Below are 21545 nucleotides of genomic sequence, written 5' to 3'. Positions count from 1 at the left end.
TGTCATGCCAGCGCTTCGGCCTCTCGTGGGATGCCCTGCGCGCCGACGGCGCCGGCATCGACGACGTTGCGCAGGAAAGCTTCGAACATCAGCAGCGTCCACAGCGGCGCGCTGTAGTCGCGAGTGCCGGCCTGGTGGGCGTCCACCAGGTGCTGCAGATAAGAACGCTCGAACCAGCCCGTCGCCGACAGGCGCTCGCCGAGCACGGCGTCGCGCACGCGGTCCTTCAGCGGGCCGCGGAACCAGCGTGCGAGCGGCACCGAGAACCCCATTTTCGGCCGATACAGCACCTCGTCGGGCAGCATCGGCTCCATCGCCTTCTTCAGCAGGAACTTGCCCTCCTGGCCGCGGACCTTCAGCGACGAGGGCAGCGTGGCCAGCCACTCGACGAGCTTGTGGTCCATCAGCGGCTCGCGCACCTCCAGGCTGTGCGCCATGCTGGCGCGGTCGACCTTGGTGTTGATGTCGCCGACGAGGTAGGTCTTCAGGTCCAGGTACTGGATCAGCGCCAGCGGGTCGTCGGTGCCGGCGCGCGCGGCGTGGTGCTCGAAGACGTTCTGCGCGTCGTAGCCGCCGAGCAGGCGCTTCAAGGCCGGGCTGAAGAGCTGGCGGCGCATGTCGCCGCGCAGGATCGAGACCGAGTGGAAATAGGCCTCGACCGAGCTGCGCGCCATGCCCTGGAAGGTGGTCTTGGCGCGCAGCACGCGCGGCGCCCAGTCGGCCTTGGGATAGAGCCGGCCGAGCATGCCGAACACCGGCTGGCGCACCGCCGCCGGCAGCGCGCCGCGCATGCGCTCTTCCATCAGGTGCAGGCGGTAGCGGCGGTAGCCGCCGAAGTTCTCGTCGCCGGCGTCGCCCGACAGCGCCACCGTGACGTGCTTGCGCGCGAGCTGGCAGACGCGGTAGGTGGGGATCGCCGAGCTGTCGGCATAGGGTTCGTCGTACAGCCGCGCCAGCGTGTCGATGAGGTCGAAGTCGTCGGACTTGACGGTCTCGACGCGGTGGTCGGTGCGGTAGCGGTCGGCGACGAGCTGCGCGAACGCGCTCTCGTTGAACTTGGGGTCGTCGAAGGCGATGCTGCAGGTGTTGACCGGGCCCTCGGACAGGCCGGCCATCGTCGCGACGACGGCGCTGGAATCGACGCCGCCGGACAGGAAGGCGCCCAGCGGCACCTCGGCGATCATCCTCAGCCGCACCGACTCGCGCAGACGGTGCTGCAGCTCCTCGCAGGCGTCCTCGACGGACGTGGGATTGCCGAGCGTGAAATGCACGTCCCAGTACTCGCGCGGCTCGGGCAGCGGCTCGCCTCGGCGGATGCACAAGGTGTGCGCCGGCGGCAGCTTGCGCGCCTGGCTGAAGATCGTGCGCGGCTCGGCGACGTAGCCGAGCGCGAAGTACTCCTCGACCGCCAGCGGGTCGAGGTCGCGCTTCAGGCCCCCGTGGGCGAGCAGCGACTTCAGCTCCGAGCCGAAGAGCAGCGTGCCGTCGTCGAGCAGCGCGTAGTGCATCGGCTTGACGCCCAGGCGGTCGCGCGCCATGAACAGCGTCTGGCGGTTGCGGTCCCAGAGCACGAAGGCGAACATGCCGCGGAAACGCTCGACGCAGCGCTCGCCCCACTGCTCCCAGCCGTGCACGATGCACTCGGTGTCGCTCTTGGTGTGGAAGACGTGGCCGGCCGCCTGGAGCTCGGGGATCAGCTCCTGGTAGTTGTAGATCTCGCCGTTGAAGACGACGACGACCGAGCCGTCCTCGTTGAACAGCGGCTGCTGGCCGGTGGCGATGTCGATGATCGACAGCCGCCGGTGGCCGAAGCCGACGCCGGGCTCGACGTGCACGCTGCCCTCGTCGGGGCCGCGGTGCCACTGGGCGTCGTTCATGCGCTGCAGCACCGCCACGGGCACGTCGCGCGTGCCGCGGGTGTCGAAGAGTCCGGTGATGCCGCACATGGTCTCAGTCCTTGGCTCGGGTTGCAGATCCGGACAGCAGCCGGTCGTACAGCGACCGGTAGGCGTCCACCATCGCCTGCAGGCTGAACTGCGCCTGCACGCGTGCGCGGCCGGCGGTGCCCATCGCCGCGCTGCGGCCGCGGTCGGACGCCTGCGCGACGAGGCCCGCCGCCAGCGCGTCGACGTCGCCGGCCGGCACGAGCGAGCCGGTGACACCGTCGACGACCAGCTCGGGGTTGCCGCCGACGGCCGTCGCCAGCACCGGCAGGCCCGAGGCCATCGCCTCGAGAATGGTATTGGAGATTCCCTCGGCCAGAGACGGCAGCACGAAGCCGTCGAGGCCACGCATGACATCCGGCACGTCGGAACGCTCGCCGGCCATCCAGGTGAGGGGGGTGACGCCGGCGGCGTCGAGCACCGCCTGGGCCTCGGCGCGCAGCGGACCGTCGCCGACCAGCGCCAGCCGCAGCGTGCCGCGCAGCTGCGGCGCCAGCTCCAGCGCGCGCACGAAGGCCCGCGCCAGCAGCGGCTGCGCCTTCACGGTCTGCATGCGGCCGACGGTGCCGGCGACGAACAGCGCCGGGTCGGCGAACGGGCAGCCCGGCGGCGCGACGCGGCCGGCGGCGGCGGCGGCGAAACGCGTCACGTCGACGCCGTTGTAGACCTGGGCGATGCGCGCCGGCGGCACGCCGACCCGCTGCTGCAGGTAGCCGGCGAGGTCGCGCGACAGCGCCACGTAGCGGTGCACGAACGGCCGGTAGGCCCGCCGCATCCACTGGTACTTGGCGCGCGTGCCGTCGGGGTCGTCGACGTCGCGGCCGTGTTCGCCGTGCACACGAGCCGGCACCCGGGCCCAGGCGGCGGGCACCTGGCACTCCAGCGCGGCGAGGTTGCGCGTGTGCACGACGGCCGGGCGCCAGTCGGCGAACAGCTGCGCCAGCCGCGGGTACAGCTTCATGCCGTGGCCGGGCGGTTTGTGCAGCGAGACGAACTCGACGTCGTCGCGCCGGATGCGTGCGGCGAACCCGGGCACGACCTCGGTCAGCGCGACCACCGCATGCCGGTAGGTCTCGCCCGGCATGTGGTTGATCAGGTTGACGACCCCGTTCTCCAGGCCGCCGGTGTCGAAGCGGTAGACGAGGTGCAGGACGAGCGGGCGCGTGTCGCCCGCGGCGTGGACGCTCATCGCCGTGCCCTGCCCTCCACGGTCACAGGCGCCAGACGCGGCAGCCCGCCGCTTCCAGCGCCCGGGCGTCGAAGGCCGCCTTGACGTCGATGAAGGCGCCGCCCTTGACCAGCTTGCGGCACAGGTCGTCGGTGGACAGCTCGGCGTACTCGCGGTGCGCGACCGCGGCGACGATGGCGTCGGCACGCGGCAGCTCCTCGAAGGGCACCAGGCGCACGCCGTACTCGTGCATCGCCTCCTCGGGCTCGGCCTGGGCGTCGGTGACGAAGACGTCGACGCCGTAGCTCTCCAGCTCGTGGATGATGTCGATGACCTTGCTGTTGCGCAGGTCGCCGCAGTTCTCCTTGAAGGTCAGGCCGAGCACGTTGACGCGCGCGCCCTTGACGTAGCTGCCCGAGGCGATCATCTGCTTGATCGTCTGCTCGGCGATGAACTTGCCCATGCCGTCGTTGATGCGCCGCCCGGCGAGGATGACTTGCGGGTGGTAGCCCAGCATGTCGGCCTTGTGCGTCAGGTAGTACGGGTCGACGCCGATGCAGTGGCCGCCCACCAGGCCCGGCTTGAACTTCAGGAAGTTCCACTTCGTGCCGGCGGCTTCCAGCACCTCGCTGGTGTCCAGGCCGATCTTGTCGAAGATGATCGCCAGCTCGTTCATCAGCGCGATGTTCAGGTCGCGCTGGGTGTTCTCGATGACCTTGGCGGCCTCGGCGGTCTTGATGCTGCTAGCGCGGTGCACGCCCGGCACGATGATGCGCTCGTAGAGCTGCGCCACCTTCTCCAGCGTCTCGGGCGTGTCGCCGCTGACGATCTTCAGGATCTTGGTCAGCGTGTGCTCGCGGTCGCCCGGGTTGATGCGCTCGGGGCTGTAGCCGACGAAGAAGTCGCGCTTCCACTTCAGGCCCGACTCGCGCTCCAGCACCGGGATGCAGACCTCCTCGGTGGCGCCGGGGTAGACGGTGCTCTCGTAGACCACGATCGCGCCCTTCTTCATGTGCCGGCCGACACTGGTCGACGAGCCGATCAGCGGCTTGAAGTCGGGGATGTGGGCCTCGTCGACCGGCGTCGGCACGGCGACGATGATGACGTCGGCCTCGGCCAGCAGCGCCGGATCGCTGGTGTAGACGGCGTGCGTGGCGGCCGCCATCTCGCTGTCGGGCAGCTCGCGCGACGGGTCGGTGCCGGCCAGGCAGGCGTCGACCTTGTGCTGCGCGATGTCGAAGCCGATGGTGCGCATCTGTTTGCCGAACTCGACGACGAGCGGCAGGCCGACGTAGCCCAGACCGATGACGGCGACAGTGTTCACGGTGTTCTCGCTTTCTGCAGTGATTTGGGGTGAGACGTTAACGGCTGTCGTGCGTGCGCTGGAGCAGCGAACCGAGGGCGCCGTGCTGCTCGCGCAGGAAGGCCTCGATCGCGGCGTCGGCATCGTCGACGTCGGCATAGAGCAGCAGTGTCGCGCCTTCGTTCCCGTGGCCGGCCAGGCGCGCCAGGGCGCCGGCGATCTTGGCCTCGACGTCGCCGCCGATGAAGCGGCCGTCGATCCAGTACAGGCGCCAGACGACGAGGCGGCGCTCGGCGCTGCCCGACAGCGACACGCGGGCGTGGATCTCCGAGCGGCGCAGCGCGACGCGCCGGCCGTCGAGCTCGACGCTGCGCGTCTCGTGCTGCGGCACGCTCCACGCCGGGTCGCGCATGCCGACGAGCAGGCGGTGGGTGCTGACCACCTTCAGCGAATCGTCCTCGCCGCGGTAGTAGTCCAGCAGCACGCCGACGCGGCCGGCCGGGCCGGCGTAGGCACGGCGTGCACGCGCCGAGGCGTCGTCATAGTCGGGCGACCAGTCGGGAACGTCGGTGCCGGCCGCGTGCCAGGCGCCCAGGGTCTCGGGCAGCGCCAGCCGCGCTGCGGGCGCATCGCCCTCGGCGCGCTCGAGCATCGCCAGCACGCCGTGCGGCAGCAGCGCGACGACGGCCACCGCGACGGCCGCGAGCGCGACGCGCCGCGCCGGCGGCGCCGCGGCCAGCGCCTCGTCGGCCGCCGGCACGCGCGCCGGCGCCGGCGCCTGCGACCAGCGCGAGCCGATGAAGAACATCGCCAGGATGATGACGCCGAAGAACACCCAGCCGTAGAGGATGTGGTCGACGCCGACGGCGAGCTTGTTGCCCGAGAGGTGGGCCAGCATCACGATCAGGTAGGCGCGCAGCCAGTTGGCGACGATGGGCACGGCGATCGACACCGCCATGAAGGCCGCGCGCCGGCGCCAGGAGCTGTAGCTCAGGTAGGCGAACAGCGAGCCGACCATGAACGAGGCCATCAGGTAGCGGATGCCGCTGCACTCGTCGATGACCGACCAGGTGCCGCTGGGCACGACGAAGTTCTGGCCTTCGCGGTAGACCGGCACGCCGGTCATCTGCAGCGCGCCGACGACGAAGTCGGCGGTCCACTCCATCATCCACGGCAGCGCGAACTCGCCGAAGGGCACGGCGAAGAACGCGAACATCAGCGGGAAGAAGATCGTGCGCGCGACCGGCCAGCCGAACACAGCCGGCACCGCCAGCACCAGCGTCGCGACGAAGGCGAACTGCGTCGCGGCGTTGACCGCCACCAGTTCGGACAGCAGCCAGAACGCGGCGACGGCCAGCATCGGCAGCAGCAGCCAGGGCTGCGGCCGCGGCGCCAGCGCCGCCAGCACGGCGCGCTGGCGCCAGACCAGCCAGAGCACGATCGGCGGCACCAGCAGGCAGTGGGCGAAGGTCTCCGAGCGCCACCAGACGTCGGCCATCGCCAGCGCGGTGTCGCGGTAGAACCAGCCGATCGCCGCCAGCAGCGGCACGAAGACGGCCAGCGCGCTGCGCCAGGGCGAGGCGTGGGACACGGGGGCGGGAACGGCGCTCATCGTCGGCAGCTTCAGGCGGCGCGCACGGCCAGCGCCGCGGCGAGGTGGTCGTCGATGCGCGCCAGGTTGGCGCCCCAGGAATAGTCGGCCAGCACACGCTCGCGGCCGGCGGCGCCCAGCGCCGCGGCCCGCGCCGGGTCGGCGAGCAGCGCGCCGACCTCGCGCACGAAGGCCGGCGCGTCGGCGGCGAGCACGATCTCGCGCCCGTCGACGGCGCCGACCGTCGAGCCGCAGCCGGTGGCGGCGACCACCGGACGTGCCATCGCCATCGCCTCCAGCACCTTGTTCTGGATGCCGCGCGCCAGGCGCAGCGGCGCGACGACGACGTCGGCATGCTGCAGCCAGGGCCGCACGTCGGCCACGGTGCCGGTGACGTTGACCGCCTCGCCGGCCAGCGCACGCACCGCCGGCGCCGGGTTGCGGCCGACGACGTGCAGCCTGAGCCCCGGAAACGCGGCGCGCAACGCCGGCAGCGCCTCCTGCACGAACCAGACGACGGCATCGACGTTGGGCCAGTAGTCCATCGCGCCGGTGAAGGCGACGGCCGGCGCGCCGGGCGGGTACGGCGAGGCGCGCGCCGGGTCGGGCGCGAAGAACTCGGCGTCGACGCCGTTGGCCAGCGCGTCGACGGCGCCGGCGCATTCGGGCGCCAGCGAGCGGAAGAGTTCGGTCTCGCGTTCGGTGACGAAGTACGAGCGCTGGAAGCGCGCCGCGACCTCGCGCTCGTAGGCCAGCAGGCGCTCGCCTTCACGCCGGTACAGCCAGGCCAGCGGGCCGCCGCGGTCGGTGGCGAACTGGGTCCACTTGGCCGAGTCGACGTCGACGAAGTCGACCAGCGTCGGCAGCCCCAGGCCTTCGGCGTACTGGGCCATCGCCGAGCAGAAGACGACGACGGCGTCGATGCGGCGTTCGGCGACGGTGCGGCGCACCCAGCGCGCCATCGCCGCGTCCTGGTAGTAGCGCAGCGTCAGCGCGCGGCCGTCGAGCAACGCGGCCAGGCTGGCGGCGCGCGCGCGCAGCGGGTGCAGGCGCGGCGCGAACAGGCTGGCGCAGTCGCGCGCCAGCGTCGGCACGTGGGCCTCGTCCTCGGGGTCGTCGACGAAGGTGCCGACGTGCACCTCGTGGCGCGCCAGCAGGTGGCGCAGCAGGTGGTACGAGCGCACCTTGTCGCCCTTGTTGGGCGGGTACGGCAGGCGGTGGGCGAGAAAGAGCAGCCGCGCCATGCTCACCCCAGGCTGCGCACGATGTGCGGGCCGATCGCGTTGGCCATCGCCAGCGGCATCTTTCGCCAGGCGCGGATCAGCAGCTGGTACTTGGCGTTGCTCGGGTTGTGCTGCGGCACCGACTCGCGCGTGAACAGCCGGTACTCGTAGGCCAGCGGCGTCGGCTCGAAACCCCAGTTCTTCTTGAAGGCGTAAGGGCCGGTGCCCTGCTTGCTGCGGCCGTAGTCGAAGGTCTTCAGCCCACGCGCGCAGGCGTGGCGCATCAGCTCCCAGTACTTGAAGTCGTTGGCGGCCAGGTCGCGCGCGGCTTCGTCGTCGCCGGCGTAGTACGGCAGGATCTCGTCGCGGAAATAGAAGCTCAGCACCGAGGACAGCGGCCGGCCGTCGGGCGCGCAGACGGTGAGCACGCTGCAGTCCTCGCCGAACTCGCGCCGCAGCGCCTGGAACCAGCGCTGGGGCATCGCCGGCGTGCCGTGGCGGTGCACGTTGTCGGCGTAGAGCGCGAAGAAGCGCTCGACGCCGTCGTCGAAGGCGCTGGTCAGCCCGTTCTTCAGCCCCTTGCGCACCATCGCGCGCTGCTTGCGCGGGATGGCCAGCATGTTGGCCTCCTCGTCGGGCAGGATCTCCTTGCGGAAGGTGACGTAGAGCTCCTGGCGCGGCCAGCCTTCGTGGCTGCGCGCCAGCTGGCGCAGCTCCAGGTGCTCGACGCCGGCCTCGCGGCCCAGGCGCTCGGCGGCGGCCTCCAGCAGCAGCGCGGTCTCCTCGTCGTCGGCGACGACGCCGCCGTAGACCGCGAACGGCAGGCTGGCCAGCGAATGGCCGAACAGCAGGCTCTTCACGCGCGCCAGCGGCAGCACGCCGACGATGCGGCCGCCGCGCTCGGCATAGAGGAAATGCGTGTCGTGGCGGAACACCTCACGCAGCACGCGCTGCCAGCCGGCGCGGTGGAAGAAGGTCGCTTGCGGGTGGGCGAAGACGTACTCGTCCCAGGCCGCGGCGAGGCGGCCGTCTCCGGGGGCAAGACGCTGGACGGTGGTCACGGCGGTTCAGGCCGGGCGCGCCGCGGCGGCGTCCCGGTCGAGGAAGATCGTGTCCATGCGGCCCCAGCGGAAGTCGTCGAGCAGGCTCTCGAGCTTGCGCTCCATGCGGGCGATGTTCACGTAGTGGCGGAAACGCGTCCTGGCATCGATGCCGGGCACACGCGGCTGGCCGGCGTCGATCTCCCAGGGGTGGAAGTAGAAGACCGCGGCCTCGCGGTCTTCGCGGTTGACGCGGGCGATCAGCCAGCGCGAGGCGGCGTAGGGCAGCAGCCGGAAATAGCCGCCGCCGCTGGACGGCAGGTTGCGCCCGCCCAGGCGCACGGTGCTCACCGGCACTTCCAGCAGGCCGCCGGCGACGCGGTGGGCGAAACGCGGCGCGTCGGGCATGCCGTAGTGGTCGTGGCGGATCGGGTAGATGCTGCTGCTGTAGGCGTGGCCGGTCTCGGCCAGCGTGTCGAAGGCCCAGAGGTTGCGTTTGCCGATCGAGAAGCTGGGCGCGCGGTAGCCGCGCACGGCGACGCCGCCGAGGTCTTCGAGGATCGCCTTGGCGCGCGCGACGTCGTCGTGGAAGGCGGCGCGGTCCAGGTCGCTGGCGCGCTGGTGGCCGTAGCCGTGGCTGGCGAGCTCATGGCCGCCTTCGACGATGCGGCGCACCAGCTGCGGGTAGCGTTCGGCGACCCAGCCCAGCGTGAAGAAGGTGGCCTTGACGCCGCGCGCGTCGAGCAGCGCCAGGATGCGCTCGACGTTGCGCTCGACGCGGCACTCGCGTGCGTCCCAGTCGCTGCGGCGGATGTACGGCGCGAACGCCGAGACCTGGAAGTAGTCCTCGACGTCGATCGTCAGCGCGTTCGTGATCGCGGGGGCGAGCATCGGAGCGGGTGCCTCACGACAGCCAGCGCGCCAGATCGGCGGCGATGCGCTCGGCGGCGTGGCCGTCCCAGAGCTCGGGCACGCGGCCACGCTTGCCGCGGCCGGCGAGGATCTCGTCGACGCCGGCGAGGATCGCGGCGCGGTCGCGGCCGACCATCGTGTTCGTGCCTTCGTCGACGGTGATCGGGCGCTCGGTGTTCTCGCGCATCGTGAGGCAGGGCACGCCGAGTGCGGTGGTCTCTTCCTGCAGGCCGCCGGAGTCGGTGAGCACGACGGTGGCGCCGGCCATCAGCCCCAGCATCTCCAGGTAACCCTGCGGCGGCAGCAGCGTCACGCGCGCCGGGTCGAGCAAGTGGCCAAGGCCGAAACGCTCGACGTTGGCGCGGGTACGCGGATGCAGCGCGAAGACCAGCGGCAGCCGCTCGGCGACGAGCGACAGCGTCTCGAGCACCTCCTGCAGCGTCGCGGCGTCGTCGACGTTGGACGGCCGGTGCAGCGTGACGACGCCGTAGCCGGCGGCGCCGGCCAGGCGTGCGGCGTCGTGGCCGTGGGCCTGCAGCGTCGCGGCGGCGCTGCGCGCGCGTTCGCGGCAGGCGAGCAGCGTGTCGATCATCACGTTGCCGACGAAACACACGCGCTCGGCGGCCACGCCTTCGCGCAGCAGGTGGTCCAGCGCGCCGCGTTCGGTCGTGTAGAGCCGGTCGGCGAGCTGGTCGGTCAGCACGCGGTTGATCTCTTCGGGCATGCGCCGGTCGAAGCTGCGCAGGCCGGCTTCGACGTGCACCACCGGCACGCTCTTCTTGGCGGCCACCAGCGCGCAGGCCAGCGTCGAGTTGACGTCGCCGACGACCAGCACGCAGCTCGGCCGGTGGGCGTCGATCGCCGGCTCGAAGCGGCGCATCACCTCGGCGGTCTGCACCGCGTGGCTGCCCGAGCCGACCTCGAGGTTCAAGTCCGGGCGCGGCAGGTTCAAGTCCACGAACAGCTTGTCGTTCATGTCCTGGTCGTAGTGCTGGCCGGTGTGCACCAGCAGCGCGGGAATCGGCGGCTGGTGTGCGGCGAAGGCACGCAGGATCGGCGCGATCTTCATGAAGTTCGGCCGCGCGCCGACGACACAGAGCACGGGACCGTTCACGGCTTCTCCGAAGGCTTGGCCGCGGCGGCGGCTTCGACGAGCTTGGTCAGCATCGCCAGCGTCTGCAGGTTGATGCGCTCCAGGCGCAGCAGGCTCTTCTCCAGCCGCTGCAGCTGGTCGCCGCGCTGGTCGGCGGCGAGCGCCTGGATCTGGCGCGTCATCGCCTCGGCGTCCTCGGCCGGCAGCTGCAGGCTCGACAGGTCGACGTCCAGCGAGGCGCTGACCGCGGCCGCGGCGGCCGCCAGGGCCTCGGCGCCGGCGACGGCCTTGACCGGCTTGTTCGGCACCTCGGCTTCCTGCTGGAACTCGCGCACGACCTCGGCGACGTCGTCGGCCGTCAGGTGCGTCTTGCCGGCCAGGAAGCCGGCCAGCAGCAGCCGGTCGCAGACGGTGTTGACGCGCCGCGGGATGCCGCCGGTGGCCTGGTAGATGCCGTCGAAGGCCGCCGGGTCGAAGCTGGGCTTGCCGGTCGAGCCGGCGCACTTCAGGCGGTGCTCGATGTAGCGCTGCGTCTCCTCGGCGTCCAGCGGGCCGATGTGGCAGGTGGCCGCGACACGCTGGCGGAACTGCTCCATCTCCGGGCGCTGCAGGATCTCGCGGAACTCGGGCTGGCCGACGAGGAAGCTCTGCAGCAGCGCCTGGTTGCCGAACTGGAAGTTCGACAGCATGCGCAGCTCCTCGACCGCGCGCGGCGTCAGGTTCTGCGCCTCGTCGACGATCAGCAGGCAGCGCTTGCCCTTGCTGGTCTGGCTGATGAGGAAGGCTTCCAGCGTGATCAGCAGCTCGCTCTTGGGCACGTCCTTGACGCGGAAGCCGAAGGCCGCGCCGACCATGCGCAGCGTGTCCTCGGCGCCGAGCTGGGTCGTCACCAGGTGGCCGGCGATGACGTTGCTGCCGTGCAGGCCGTCGATCAGCGAGCGCAGCACGGTCGTCTTGCCGGCACCGATCTCGCCGGTGATGACGATGAAGCCCTCGTTGCGCGAGACACCGTACTCCAGGTAGGCCTTGGCGCGGCGGTGCTGCTTGCTGCCGAAAAAGAAGCTCGGGTCGGGGTTGAGCTGGAACGGCTTGCTGCTCAACCCGTAGAACGCTTCGTACATGATCAGAACCGGTAGTTGAGCGATCCGATGATCGCGGATTCCCGGTAGGGGCTCGTCTCGCTGTCGAACCAGACGCGTCTCACCGACAGGGTCCCGGTGGTGCGCTGGCCCAGCGTGTTGGTCAGCGACAGCTCCACGCGGCGCAGGTCGTTGCCGGGCTGCGTGTCTTCGTCCGGGGTCTTTTGCCACGACGCCGTCAGCGCCAGCGAGGACTGCGTGCTCAGGCGGTGGCTCCAGTCGGCGGTCAGCGCGTACTGGCGCACGCGCGGCACGATGGCCAGGTCGCCGGCGTCGTACTGCTGGTCGCCCAGGCGCTCCGACTGGTTGCGCGAAGCCGCCAGCGCGAAGGTGTTGCGCGTGCCGGTGATCGACATCACCAGCGACTGCGTGCGCTGCAGCGACGGCGCGCTGTTCAGGAAACCGAGCGAGACCGACGGATCGAAGCCCATCAGCGCACGCGTCAGCTGCTCGCAGGTCGCGGCGTTGTTGACCACCGCCATGCAGCTCGAATAGATCTGCAGATAACGCTGGCGCAGCGGGCCCAGCGCCTCGGTGTCCTGGCCCGAGACGCCGCGTGAATCGGTGTAGGCGATCAGCGCCCGGCGGAAGCGGTGGCTGAGGTTGAAGCTGTGCGAGTTGCCGTAGAAATGGCGATCGGCCTGGCCCGAGATCTGGGTGCGCACGCCCGGCACCCAGTTGAAGCCCCAGCCGTTGCTCGACGACTTCTGCGTCCCGTTGCCCAGGATGTCCGAGCGGTCCTCGCCGTGGGTGGCGAAGACCTGCAGCCGCGGCGTCAGCGACAGCGACACCGTGCCGACGACGCTGTCGCTGATGTAGCTTTCGCTACCGGCGTAGTCGCTGGTCTGGCGCGTCGCGGCGACGCTCCAGCCGAAGATGCCGTGCTGGGCGCCGGCGCGCACCGAGGCGTCCCAGTCGTTGCTGTCGCCGGCCGTGCTGTCCTTGGCCCGCGTGGCCCGCCAGTTGGCGACCGCCGACAGGTCGATCAGCCCGCCCAGGCGCGCCTTGGCGGACGGCGAGACGGCCACCGAGGCGACGTCGGTGCTGTTCGCGTTGTCCAGGCCGGTGCCGCCGGACTGCACGCCGAAAGCCGAGATCGACTGCTGCGACACGCTGGCGCTGGCGTCGAGGAAGACGTGGCGGTCGACGAGTTCGGCGCCGCCGTCGGCAGCCAACTGGTGGTGCGCCGTGCTGCGGCCGGAATCGCGCGCGTACTGCACGAGGTCCAGACGGTAGTCCAGCGAGCCCTGAACGCGGCCGGATCGCCCCGACAGGCGGATGCCGGGGCTGACCTCGGTGATCGACTCGGCCTGGCGATCGTTGTCGCTGAGCTTGCCGTTGTCGGTGAAGGTCTGCTGCAGGTTGATCGAACGTTCGAGCTTGAACGCCTCGCGCTCCTGCGCCAGCGCCGGCCCGGCCAGCAGCGCGGCCATGGCCAGCAGCGCCAGCCGCGGCTGCGGGCGGACGATCGTCGGACGCGCCATCGCGCTAGTCCCCGGCTTTGGGCGCCGCAGGCTCGGACGCCTCTCCTTCGGAGCCGGCCTCCGCGTCCTGGCCATAGCCGTAACCGTATCCATAGCCGTAACCCTGGCCCGCGCCGTAGCCGACGGCATCGGTCCGTGCCTTGTTGAGCACCAGCAGCCGCACCGGGCAGGCGTCGATGGTGTCCAGCGCCTGCTGCACCGCCGACTGGTGAGTGCGCCCGGCGGCGACGACGACGACGATCTGGCCCATGTGCGAGGCCAGCACGCGCGACTCGGTCGTCAGCAGCAGCGGCGGCGAGTCGAAGATGATGATGCGGTCGGGGTAGCGCGTCGCCATCTCGTCGAGCAGGCGCGCCATGCCCTCGCTGGCCAGCAGCTCGGTCGCCTTGGCGTGCGGCGTGCCGCTGGGCAGCACGGTCAGCTTGTCGACGTTGGTGCGCAGCAGCACGTCCGACAGCTCGGCCTTGCCTTCGAGCACGTCGAGCAGGCCGGCGCTGGGCGGCAGCCCGAGCACGCGCAGCAGCGACGGGCGCGCGACGTCGGCGTCGACGAGCACGACCGTGTGGTCGAGTTCGGCGGCGATGCTCATCGCCAGGTTCACCGAGGTGAAGCTCTTGCCTTCGCCGGCCACCGCGCTGGTGACCATGATCAGGTTGCCGTGCTTGAGCATGGCGGCGCCCTTGCCCACCGCGTTGGCGATCAGCGGGCGCTTGATGACGCGGAACTGGTCGGCGACGACGGTGCGCGGCGAGTTCGGCGTGACGATGCCGGCGGCGTTCAGCTCGTCGAGCTTGAGCTCGACGCGGCGCGAGGTGGCCACCGGCTCGACACGCTCCGGGGCGGGCGCCGGGCGCTCCTGCGGCACCGCCGGCCCGGCGACGTCGGGAATCGCGACGCCCGCCTGGCGGAGTTGCTCGAGGCGCTGCGCGGCCTGTTCGATCAGACTGGTCATACGGATCTCACGCGGCGGCGGCGCGCTGGGCCAGCAGGGCCACCGCGACGATGCCAAGGGCGTACAGGCCGACGAGGCCGCCGGAGGCGCCGAGGAAGCGCAGCGTCATCTTGCGTTCGCGGCGGCGGTCCTCGTCGCTGAGGACCATCGACACGACGCCGAGCAGCGGCAGGCCGGTCTTGGTGCGCAGTTCGATGGCGTCGTTGTAGACCGGGCGCAGCTGGCTGCCGGCGAAGGCGACGCCGAGCCCGGCGGCCAGCGCGACACCGAGCGCGCCGAGCAGCAACAGCAGGCGGTTGGGCGCCACCGGTTCCGGCGCGACGCGCGGCGGGTCGATCAGGCGGAAGTCGGCGACGCCCGAGGCGACCTCGAGTTCGCCGGACATGATGGCCGACTGGCGGCGCGCCACCAGGTCCTCGTAGTTCTTCTTGTAGACGTCGTAGTCGCGGTTGAGCTGCGCGGCCTCGGCCTCGATCTGCGGCGCCAGCTTCAGCCCAGAGCGGGCCTGCGCCAGGCGCCCCTGGAACTCGCCGACGCGGGTGCGCAGCGAGGCGACCTGCACCTCGGCAGCGGCCAGCATGCGCGAGAGTTCCTGCACCGCGACGTTGCCGCCGGCGGCCGGGTTGACGGCGGCCGCGGCCTGCGCCGACTTGCGCAGCTCGGCCATCTCCTTCTTCTTCTGCTCCTCGAGCTCGCGGATCAGGCGCTTGGTGATGATGACTTCGGGGTGCTGGTCGGTGAAGCGCTGCTGCAGCGTGTCGAGGTTGCGCTTCTGGGCGTCGATGCGCGCGTCGAGCTCGGGCGTCGAGATGCCGAGCGCGGCGTCGTCGGCCGCGGCGTGGCCGGTGCCGGCCTCGGCGTTGCGCTTCTCCTCGGCGAGCTGGGCCTTGACGGCGTCGCGCGCGTTCTCGGCCTCACGCAGCTCGAGCTGGGCCTGCTGCAGCGCCGCCGACGCCTCGGACAGCCGCGACGTCGCGCTCTTGCCGTCGTCGGGCTGCATCTCGATGTTGCGCAGCTTGAACTCCTTGAGCCGCGCCTCGGCCTCTTCGAGCTTCTGCTCGTACTGCTTGATCTGGTCGTTCAGGAAGGTCTTGGCCGAGTCGGTGTCCTTGCGGCTGGCACCCAGGCTGGACTCGACGAAGATCGAGACCAGCGACTGGATCACGCGCTTGGCCTTCTCGCTCTCGCGGTCGCGGTAGACCAGCGAATAGAGGTTGTCGCGCCCGGTGTTGCGGATCTGGATGTCCTTGGTCAGGCGCTGGATCAGGTCTTCCTGCTCGACCGCCGAGCCTTCGGACAGGTCGAGGTCGGCCATGCGGATCAGCTTCTCGATGTTCGGACGACTGATCAGCGTGCGGCTCAGCATCGAGATCTGCTGCTCGACGTTGGGCTGCACCGTCAGGCCCGACATCAGCGGCTTGAGGATCGACTGCGTGTCGACGTAGATCCGCGCCGAGGCTTCGTACTGGTCGGGGATGCGGAAGACGACGACGGCGGCGACCAGACCCACCACCCAGGCAGCGATCAGCCCCTGCCAGCGGTAGTTCCAGATGCCGCGCAGGATGGCGAGTGCTTGGCGGACGAGTTCTTGCATGAGGACGGCGGGATCGGCGGGCGCGAGGCCGGGCTCAGAAGAAGCTCTGCGGAATGATCAGGATGTCGCCCGGGCGCATCTCGACGTTGGCCGAGACGTCGCCGTCCTTGATCAGGTCGTCCAGGCGCACCGAGTACTGCTTGTTGCCTTCGGAGGTGCGCAGGATCGAGGCGCGGTTGCCGGCCGCGAAGTCGGTGAGGCCGCCGGCGGCGATCATCACGTCGAGCACGGTCATCTTCGACTTGAACGGCAGGAACTGCGGCCGCGCGGCTTCGCCGACGACGCGGATCTGCTCGCTGTAGGGGCCGACGAAGCCGTTGACGAGCACCGTGACGATCGGGTCGCGCACGTACTTGGACAGCACCTGCTCCAGGTCGCGGGCCAGCTGCACCGAGGTCTTGCCCTGGGCGACGACCTCGTCGACCAGCGGCGCCGAGACCTTGCCGTCGGGGCGCACCGGCACCGACATCGACAACTCGGGGTTGCGCCAGACGATGATGTTGACCGAGTCGCCGGCACCGATGATGTAGGTGTAGTCCTGTTCGGCAGCCTGGGCCGGAGCCGGCGGATACGACTTGATCGCCGAGCACGCGGCCAGGCTCGCCACGGCGACCAGCACACCAAACATGCGGCAGGCGGACGCTGCCGTTTCAGACATGAGCTTCACGAGATCTCCCGGGGAATTCCGTGTGGCCGAGGGCCGGATCAGGCCGGGAATCATGGCATAACAGGTTGAAGCAAAATCCCGTCGGCGCCCCCCTGTTCCAAGGTTCCGGGCGGCAAGATTCCACGATCCGAGGGCCCGCCGCGGCCCGATCCCGAACCCCCTGACCGATACCGCCACCGAATGCATGCCCCGTGCCGCGACGTCCTCCCATGACAGGGGGAACGGCGCCGGATTCATGACCGAAATCACGGTTTTGAAACCGGCAACGCGCTAGGGACGCCGATCCCGCGAGCCGGGGGTTGTAGCCGCCTCGTGGCGATCCCTACAGTGGCCGCACAGGTCACGCCTGCTTGCAAACGCAACACACCCTCCGGCCGGGCCACGGCACCGGTCGTCGACATCACCAAAACGCGCTCGCGCGCCGGGTGAAAGTCGTCACGAAGCCGTCATCCCGGAAGCGATCATGATCCGCATCTTCAGCCACTACGTGCACCGTCAGACCGTCCTCCAGGTGTCGTCGGACTGCGCCCTGCTGGTGCTGATGCTCGTCGCCGTCTTCATCGTGCCGTTCGGCCACGCGGTCGACCTGCTGTCGGTGGCCGGGCCGCACGTGCTGTCGCTGGCCGCCGGCATGGTGGTCATCAGCGCCGCCACCGGCATCTACCAGCGCGGCCCCCACCTGACGCCGGTGCAGACCTGCGCCCGCGCCGTCGCGATGCTGGTCATCGCGCTGCCGCTGGCCTGGCTGACCTTCGGCCTGCTGCCCGAGGCCACGCCCGACCGCCACGTCGTGCAGGTCGCGGCGATGGCCGGCGTCGCCGCGGTGGTGGCGCGCCGGGTCTACGTCACGCACTGGGGTGCACGCGAACGCGACCGCGTTCGCGTGATGATCTTCGGCTCGGGCACGGCGGCCCACATCGTCGCGCAGACGCTGGAGTCCTCCGATCCGAGCATCGAGATCGTCGGCTTCGTGCCCGGCCCGAACGAGAAGGAAGCGGCGGTCGACGAGAGCCGCATCCTGAACTCCGAGCTGCCGCTGCCGGCCCTGGCCAAGCAGCTCGGCGTCGACGAGATCATCGTCGCGCTGACCGAGCGCCGCTCGGGCAGCATGCCGCTGCGCCAGCTGCTCGACTGCAAGCTCTTCGGCGTCAAGGTCTACGACCTGTCCACGCACTTCGAGAAGCGCCTGGGCCAGATCCGCATCGACTTCGTCAACGCCGGCTGGCTGATCTTCGGCGAAGGCTTCAACCAGGGCGCGCTGCGCACGGCGATCAAGCGCCTCTTCGACATCCTGTTCAGCACGCTGCTGATCGTGCTGGCGACCCCGGTGATGCTGCTCACCGCGCTGGTGATCAAGCTCGACAGCCGCGGCCCAGTCTTCTACAGCCAGGAGCGGGTCGGCCTCGGCGGCGCCAGCTTCATGGTGACCAAGTTCCGCAGCATGCGCACCGACGCCGAGAAGGACGGCAAGCCGCGCTGGGCGACCGCGCGCGACGACCGCGTCACGCGCGTAGGCCACGTCATCCGGCTGCTGCGCATCGACGAGCTGCCGCAGCTCTTCAACGTGCTCAAGGGCGAGATGAGCCTCGTGGGCCCGCGCCCTGAACGGCCGTTCTTCGTCGAGCAGCTGACGCGCGAGATCCCGTTCTTCGCCGTGCGCCACAGCGTCAAGCCGGGCGTCACCGGCTGGGCCCAGGTGCGCTACCAGTACGGTTCCACCGTCGAGGACTCGCAGCAGAAGCTGCAGTACGACCTCTACTACGTGAAGAACCATTCCCTGTTCCTCGACCTCGTCGTGCTGTTCGAGACGGTCGGCGTGGTGCTGACGGGCAAGGGGGCGCGCTGACCCTCCGGCGGGGATCCTAGAATCCTCCGCTCCGTCCACGGAGCGCCCGCCGGCGCAGCCTGAACCATGGAACGCCCCGAGGCCGAACTCGCCCTGCTCGGTTTCGCGCTCGCGGCGCTGGTCCACGCCGGCTTCGTGCTGTCGCTCGCGCGCGGCACCGAGTGGCGCCAGCAGCACGGCCGCAGTGCCCAGAACTTCCTCGCCGCGCTGGTGGCCACGGTGGCCTGGGCGCTGGCGTCGTTCTGGCAGGCCGCCCATCCGACGCTGGCCGGCGGCTACGCTGCGGCACTGCTGGACCTGCTGCGCCTGGGCCTGTGGCTGCGCTTCATGCTCGCGCTGCTCGAGCCCGCCGGTCGCGACGCGGCCGACCCGGCGCTGCGCCCCTTGCGCAGCGCCGCCGGCCTGGCGCTGCTGGTCGCGCTGTGCGCGCTGGTCGGCATCGCGCTGGCGCGCGAGCCCGCGGCGCTGCTGCGCCTGCTGTTCGGCGGCTGGCTGCTGATCGCCGTCGTCGGGCTGGTGCTGGTCGAGCAGATCTTCCGCAACCTGCCCGAGGACTCGCGCTGGAACGCCAAGCCGGTGTGCCTGGGGCTGGCGCTGCTGTTCGCCTTCGACCTCTACGTCTACGCCGAGGGCGTGCTCTTCGGCCGCCTGGACGCCGACGCGCTGGGCGTGCGCGGCCTGGTCGTCGCGCTGGCGATGCCCTGGCTGCTGGTCGCGGCCCGGCGCCGGCGCGACTGGATCCGCGGCCTGCAGGTCTCGCGCTCGGCGGCCTTCTACTCGGCGACGCTGATCCTGGTCGGCGCCTACCTGCTGGTGATGGCCGGCCTCGGCTACTGGGTGCGCTACTTCGGCGGCGACTGGGGCCGCGGCCTGCAGATCGTGCTCGCCGCCGTCGGCGTGCTGGGGCTGGGCGTGCTGGTGCTGTCCGGCGCGGCGCGCGCGCGGCTGCGTGTCTTCGTCGGCAAGCACTTCTTCAGCTACCGCTACGACTACCGCGAGGAGTGGCTGCGCTTCACCGCGATGCTGTCCTCGCGCGGCTCGCCGCAGGAGATCGGCGGCCTGGTCGTGCGCGGCCTGGCGAACATGGTCGAGTCGCCGTCGGGCAGCCTGTGGCTGCGCGGCGCTGCCGACGAGGTCTACCGCCAGGCGGCGCGCTGGAACACCGCCGAGGTCGGCGCCGCCGAAGGCCGCGATTCGGCGCTCGTCGCCTTCCTCGGCGAGCCCGGCTGGGTCATCGACCTCGACGAGTTCCGCGACGCCCCGCGGCGCTACGGCAACCTGGCGCTGCCGGGCTGGCTGCAGGAGGCGGCGGACACCTGGCTCGTCGTGCCGCTGCCGGTGGCCGGCGAGCTGCTGGGCTTCGTCACGCTGGGCCGGCCGCGCACGCCGCTGGAGCTGAACTGGGAGGTGCGCGACCTGCTGAAGACCGCCGCGCGCCAGGCCGCCGGCATCCTGGCGCAGATGCAGGCCACCGAGGCCTTGCTGGAGGCACGCAAGTTCGAGGCCTTCAACCGCATGTCGGCCTTCGTCGTGCACGACTTGAAGAACATCGTCACCCAGCTGTCGCTGATGATGAAGAATGCCCAGCGCCTGCACGCCAACCCGGAGTTCCAGCAAGACATGCTGATGACGGTCGAGAGTTCCCTCGAGAAGATGCGCCGCCTGATGCTGCAGCTGCGTGAAGGCGCGACGCCGCCCGGCGGCGCACGCGGCGTCGAGATCGCCGCCATCGTGCGCCGCATCGCCGCCACCGCGCGCAGCGCCGGGCGCACGATCGAGGCCGACTGCGCCGAGGGCCTGGCCACGCGCGGCCACGAGGAGCGGCTCGAGCGCGTGCTCGGCCACCTGGTGCACAACGCGCTCGACGCCACGCCGCCCGAAGGCCGCGTCTGGGTGCACGCGGCGCGCCACGGCGGCCAGGTGCGCATCGTGGTCGGCGACACCGGCTGCGGCATGAGCGAGGACTTCGTGCGCAACAAGCTCTTCCGCCCGTTCAGCAGCACCAAGACCAGCGGCATGGGCATCGGCTCCTACGAGAGCTTCCAGTACCTGCGCGAGCTCGGCGGCACGATCGACGTCGCCAGCCGCGTCGGCGAAGGCACCGTCATCACGCTGCTGATGCCGCTGTTCGAGACCCACGCCTCTTCCGACCTCCGGATGTCCGCATGAGCCTGAACCCCGACACCGCCGGCCGCGTGCTGATCGTCGAGGACGACCTCGCGCTGCAGAAGCAGATCAAGTGGTCGCTCGATCGCTACGACTGCGCCACCGCCGCCGACCGCGAAGCCGCGATCCTGCAGTACCGCCGCGTGCAGCCCACCGTCGTCACGATGGACCTGGGCCTGCCGCCCGACCCCGACTCGGTCTCCGAAGGCTTCAAGCTGCTCGAGCAGCTGCTGGACCTGGACCCGCACGTCAAGGTCATCGTCCTGACCGGCCAGAACGACCAGGCCAACGCCTTGCGCGCCGTCGCGCTGGGTGCCTACGACTTCCTGGCCAAGCCCTTCGACCCCGAGGTGCTGGGCCTGACGATCGAACGCGCGATGCGCCTGGCCGAACTGCAGACCGAGAACCGCCGCCTGCAGGCGCTGCAGCAGCCCGACGCGCTGTCGGGGCTGATGACGCGCGACCCCGAGATGCTGCGCATCTCGCGCATGGTCGAGCGCGTCGCCTCCAGCGACGCGACGGTGCTGCTGCTCGGCGAGAGCGGCACCGGCAAGGAGGTGCTGGCACAGGGCCTGCACCAGGCCTCGCGGCGCAGCGGGCGTTTCGTCGCCATCAACTGCGCGGCGATCCCCGAGAACCTGCTCGAGAGCGAACTCTTCGGCTACGAGAAGGGCGCGTTCACCGGCGCCGCGAAGACGACGCCGGGCAAGATCGAGACCGCCAACGGCGGCACGCTGATGCTCGACGAGATCGGCGACCTGCCCGCGGCGCTGCAGGCCAAGCTGTTGCGCTTCCTGCAGGAACGCAAGATCGAGCGCCTGGGCGCGCGCCAGGAGATCCCGGTCGACGTGCGCGTCGTCGGCGCCACGCACCAGGATCTGCAGGCGCTGATCGCCGAAGGCCGCTTCCGCGAGGACCTGTACTACCGCCTCGCCGAGATCGAGGTGAAGATCCCGCCGCTGCGCTCGCGCCAGGGCGACGCGGTGCTGCTGGCGCACGCCTTCCTGCGCCGCTTCGCGCAGGAGCAGCGCCGCGGCTCGCTGGTCTTCAGCGAGGACGCGCTGCAGGCCATCGCCGCCCACGCCTGGCCGGGCAACGTGCGCGAGCTGCTCAACGTCGTCAAGCGCGCCTCGATCATGGCCGATGGCACACGCGTCACGGCGCAGGACATGGGCCTCAAGGTGCCGACGCGCGACGACAGCGCCGGCGACGCGTCCGAGTTCGACCTGCGCGCCGCGCGCGAGGCCGCCGAGCGCCAGACGGTGATCGCCGCGCTGGCGCGGGCCAACAACAACATCGTCAAGGCCTCGGAGCTGCTGGGCATCAGCCGGCCGACGCTCTACGACCTGATGCACCGTCTGGCGATCAAGTGACGGCGGCGCCCCGGGCGGCGCCGATCCCCCTGCCCGACGCCCGAAGATGCA

16 protein-coding genes are annotated in these 21545 nt (G+C 70.8%); 3 read left to right on the top strand and 13 right to left on the bottom strand.

The annotated features are described in order from the left end of the window. Positions 1 to 2 precede the first annotated feature (2 nt). Genes RGE_RS02060 through RGE_RS02000 form a run of 13 tightly spaced genes read right to left on the bottom strand, consistent with a single transcriptional unit; the run spans position 3 to position 16070 of the window. Entirely contained in the window at positions 3 to 1946 is a 1944-nt protein-coding gene (locus RGE_RS02060; RefSeq protein ID WP_014426641.1) for an XrtA/PEP-CTERM system amidotransferase, read from the bottom strand. Positions 1947 to 1950: 4 nt separating this feature from the next. After that, a complete protein-coding gene (locus tag RGE_RS02055; protein ID WP_014426640.1) occupies positions 1951 to 3132 on the bottom strand; it encodes a TIGR03088 family PEP-CTERM/XrtA system glycosyltransferase in 1182 nt (393 codons plus the stop codon). Between the two features lie 22 nt (positions 3133 to 3154). Beyond that, on the bottom strand, positions 3155 to 4435 hold the full coding sequence (locus RGE_RS02050) for a nucleotide sugar dehydrogenase (protein WP_014426639.1): 1281 nt from the start codon (positions 4433 to 4435) through the stop codon (positions 3155 to 3157). Between the two features lie 37 nt (positions 4436 to 4472). Next, positions 4473 to 6026, bottom strand: coding sequence for an exosortase A (gene xrtA / locus RGE_RS02045; protein WP_014426638.1), 1554 nt, complete (start codon positions 6024 to 6026; stop codon positions 4473 to 4475). An 11-nt stretch (positions 6027 to 6037) separates the two neighbouring features. Beyond that, positions 6038 to 7249, bottom strand: a complete 1212-nt coding sequence (locus RGE_RS02040) for a TIGR03087 family PEP-CTERM/XrtA system glycosyltransferase (protein WP_014426637.1) — start codon at positions 7247 to 7249, stop codon at positions 6038 to 6040. A gap of 2 nt (positions 7250 to 7251) precedes the next feature. Beyond that, a complete protein-coding gene (locus RGE_RS02035; protein ID WP_014426636.1) occupies positions 7252 to 8289 on the bottom strand; it encodes a FemAB family XrtA/PEP-CTERM system-associated protein in 1038 nt (345 codons plus the stop codon). A 6-nt stretch (positions 8290 to 8295) separates the two neighbouring features. Next, entirely contained in the window at positions 8296 to 9159 is an 864-nt protein-coding gene (locus RGE_RS02030) for an XrtA system polysaccharide deacetylase (protein WP_014426635.1), read from the bottom strand. A gap of 13 nt (positions 9160 to 9172) precedes the next feature. Then, positions 9173 to 10294, bottom strand: a complete 1122-nt coding sequence (wecB, locus tag RGE_RS02025; RefSeq protein ID WP_014426634.1) for a non-hydrolyzing UDP-N-acetylglucosamine 2-epimerase — start codon at positions 10292 to 10294, stop codon at positions 9173 to 9175. Next, positions 10291 to 11394 (bottom strand): XrtA/PEP-CTERM system-associated ATPase, encoded by a 1104-nt coding sequence (locus tag RGE_RS02020; RefSeq protein WP_014426633.1) that lies wholly within the window; start codon positions 11392 to 11394, stop codon positions 10291 to 10293. Before RGE_RS02020 ends, wecB begins: the two co-directional genes overlap by 4 nt. Positions 11395 to 11396: 2 nt before the next feature. After that, complete coding sequence (locus RGE_RS02015; RefSeq protein ID WP_014426632.1) at positions 11397 to 12896, bottom strand: TIGR03016 family PEP-CTERM system-associated outer membrane protein; 1500 nt, start codon at positions 12894 to 12896, stop codon at positions 11397 to 11399. 4 nt (positions 12897 to 12900) lie between these two features. Continuing rightward, positions 12901 to 13848 (bottom strand): XrtA-associated tyrosine autokinase, encoded by a 948-nt coding sequence (locus RGE_RS02010; RefSeq protein ID WP_014426631.1) that lies wholly within the window; start codon positions 13846 to 13848, stop codon positions 12901 to 12903. Positions 13849 to 13855: 7 nt separating this feature from the next. Next, on the bottom strand, positions 13856 to 15442 hold the full coding sequence (locus tag RGE_RS02005; RefSeq protein WP_014426630.1) for an XrtA system polysaccharide chain length determinant: 1587 nt from the start codon (positions 15440 to 15442) through the stop codon (positions 13856 to 13858). A 34-nt stretch (positions 15443 to 15476) separates the two neighbouring features. Continuing rightward, on the bottom strand, positions 15477 to 16070 hold the full coding sequence (locus RGE_RS02000; protein WP_043783710.1) for an XrtA/PEP-CTERM system exopolysaccharide export protein: 594 nt from the start codon (positions 16068 to 16070) through the stop codon (positions 15477 to 15479). Positions 16071 to 16572: 502 nt separating this feature from the next. On the opposite strand from RGE_RS02000, the gene RGE_RS01995 reads away from it, so the two are divergent. The 3 genes from RGE_RS01995 to prsR all read left to right on the top strand — a co-directional run bounded on the left by RGE_RS01995 (position 16573) and on the right by prsR (position 21494). Further along, positions 16573 to 17955, top strand: coding sequence for a TIGR03013 family XrtA/PEP-CTERM system glycosyltransferase (locus tag RGE_RS01995; RefSeq protein WP_014426628.1), 1383 nt, complete (start codon positions 16573 to 16575; stop codon positions 17953 to 17955). Between the two features lie 66 nt (positions 17956 to 18021). After that, positions 18022 to 20124 carry an XrtA/PEP-CTERM system histidine kinase PrsK gene (gene prsK / locus RGE_RS01990; protein ID WP_014426627.1) on the top strand — a complete coding sequence of 701 codons (2103 nt, stop codon included), beginning with the start codon at positions 18022 to 18024 and terminating at the stop codon, positions 20122 to 20124. Next, positions 20121 to 21494 (top strand): PEP-CTERM-box response regulator transcription factor, encoded by a 1374-nt coding sequence (gene prsR / locus RGE_RS01985; protein WP_014426626.1) that lies wholly within the window; start codon positions 20121 to 20123, stop codon positions 21492 to 21494. The genes prsK and prsR overlap by 4 nt, the downstream gene beginning before the upstream one ends. Positions 21495 to 21545: the final 51 nt, after the last annotated feature.

Origin of the sequence: Rubrivivax gelatinosus IL144 (genome assembly GCF_000284255.1) — a bacterium.
Lineage (GTDB): Bacteria > Pseudomonadota > Gammaproteobacteria > Burkholderiales > Burkholderiaceae_C > Rubrivivax > Rubrivivax gelatinosus_A.
The sequence above is the reverse complement of the archived record's forward strand: the minus strand, read 5'-3'. Positions and strand labels throughout refer to the sequence as shown.

What these genes read in the sequence shown, in the direction of transcription:
- RGE_RS02010 (WP_014426631.1), bottom strand. Translation starts at nt 13,848, where the DNA reads ATGACCAGTCTGATCGAACAGGCCGCGCAGCGCCTCGAGCAACTCCGC.
- RGE_RS02060 (WP_014426641.1), bottom strand. Translation starts at nt 1,946, where the DNA reads ATGTGCGGCATCACCGGACTCTTCGACACCCGCGGCACGCGCGACGTG.
- RGE_RS02000 (WP_043783710.1), bottom strand. Translation starts at nt 16,070, where the DNA reads ATGTTTGGTGTGCTGGTCGCCGTGGCGAGCCTGGCCGCGTGCTCGGCG.
- prsR (WP_014426626.1), top strand. Translation starts at nt 20,121, where the DNA reads ATGAGCCTGAACCCCGACACCGCCGGCCGCGTGCTGATCGTCGAGGAC.
- RGE_RS02030 (WP_014426635.1), bottom strand. Translation starts at nt 9,159, where the DNA reads ATGCTCGCCCCCGCGATCACGAACGCGCTGACGATCGACGTCGAGGAC.
- prsK (WP_014426627.1), top strand. Translation starts at nt 18,022, where the DNA reads ATGGAACGCCCCGAGGCCGAACTCGCCCTGCTCGGTTTCGCGCTCGCG.
- RGE_RS02055 (WP_014426640.1), bottom strand. Translation starts at nt 3,132, where the DNA reads ATGAGCGTCCACGCCGCGGGCGACACGCGCCCGCTCGTCCTGCACCTC.
- RGE_RS02005 (WP_014426630.1), bottom strand. Translation starts at nt 15,442, where the DNA reads ATGCAAGAACTCGTCCGCCAAGCACTCGCCATCCTGCGCGGCATCTGG.
- xrtA (WP_014426638.1), bottom strand. Translation starts at nt 6,026, where the DNA reads ATGAGCGCCGTTCCCGCCCCCGTGTCCCACGCCTCGCCCTGGCGCAGC.
- RGE_RS02040 (WP_014426637.1), bottom strand. Translation starts at nt 7,249, where the DNA reads ATGGCGCGGCTGCTCTTTCTCGCCCACCGCCTGCCGTACCCGCCCAAC.
- RGE_RS02020 (WP_014426633.1), bottom strand. Translation starts at nt 11,394, where the DNA reads ATGTACGAAGCGTTCTACGGGTTGAGCAGCAAGCCGTTCCAGCTCAAC.
- RGE_RS02015 (WP_014426632.1), bottom strand. Translation starts at nt 12,896, where the DNA reads ATGGCGCGTCCGACGATCGTCCGCCCGCAGCCGCGGCTGGCGCTGCTG.
- RGE_RS01995 (WP_014426628.1), top strand. Translation starts at nt 16,573, where the DNA reads ATGATCCGCATCTTCAGCCACTACGTGCACCGTCAGACCGTCCTCCAG.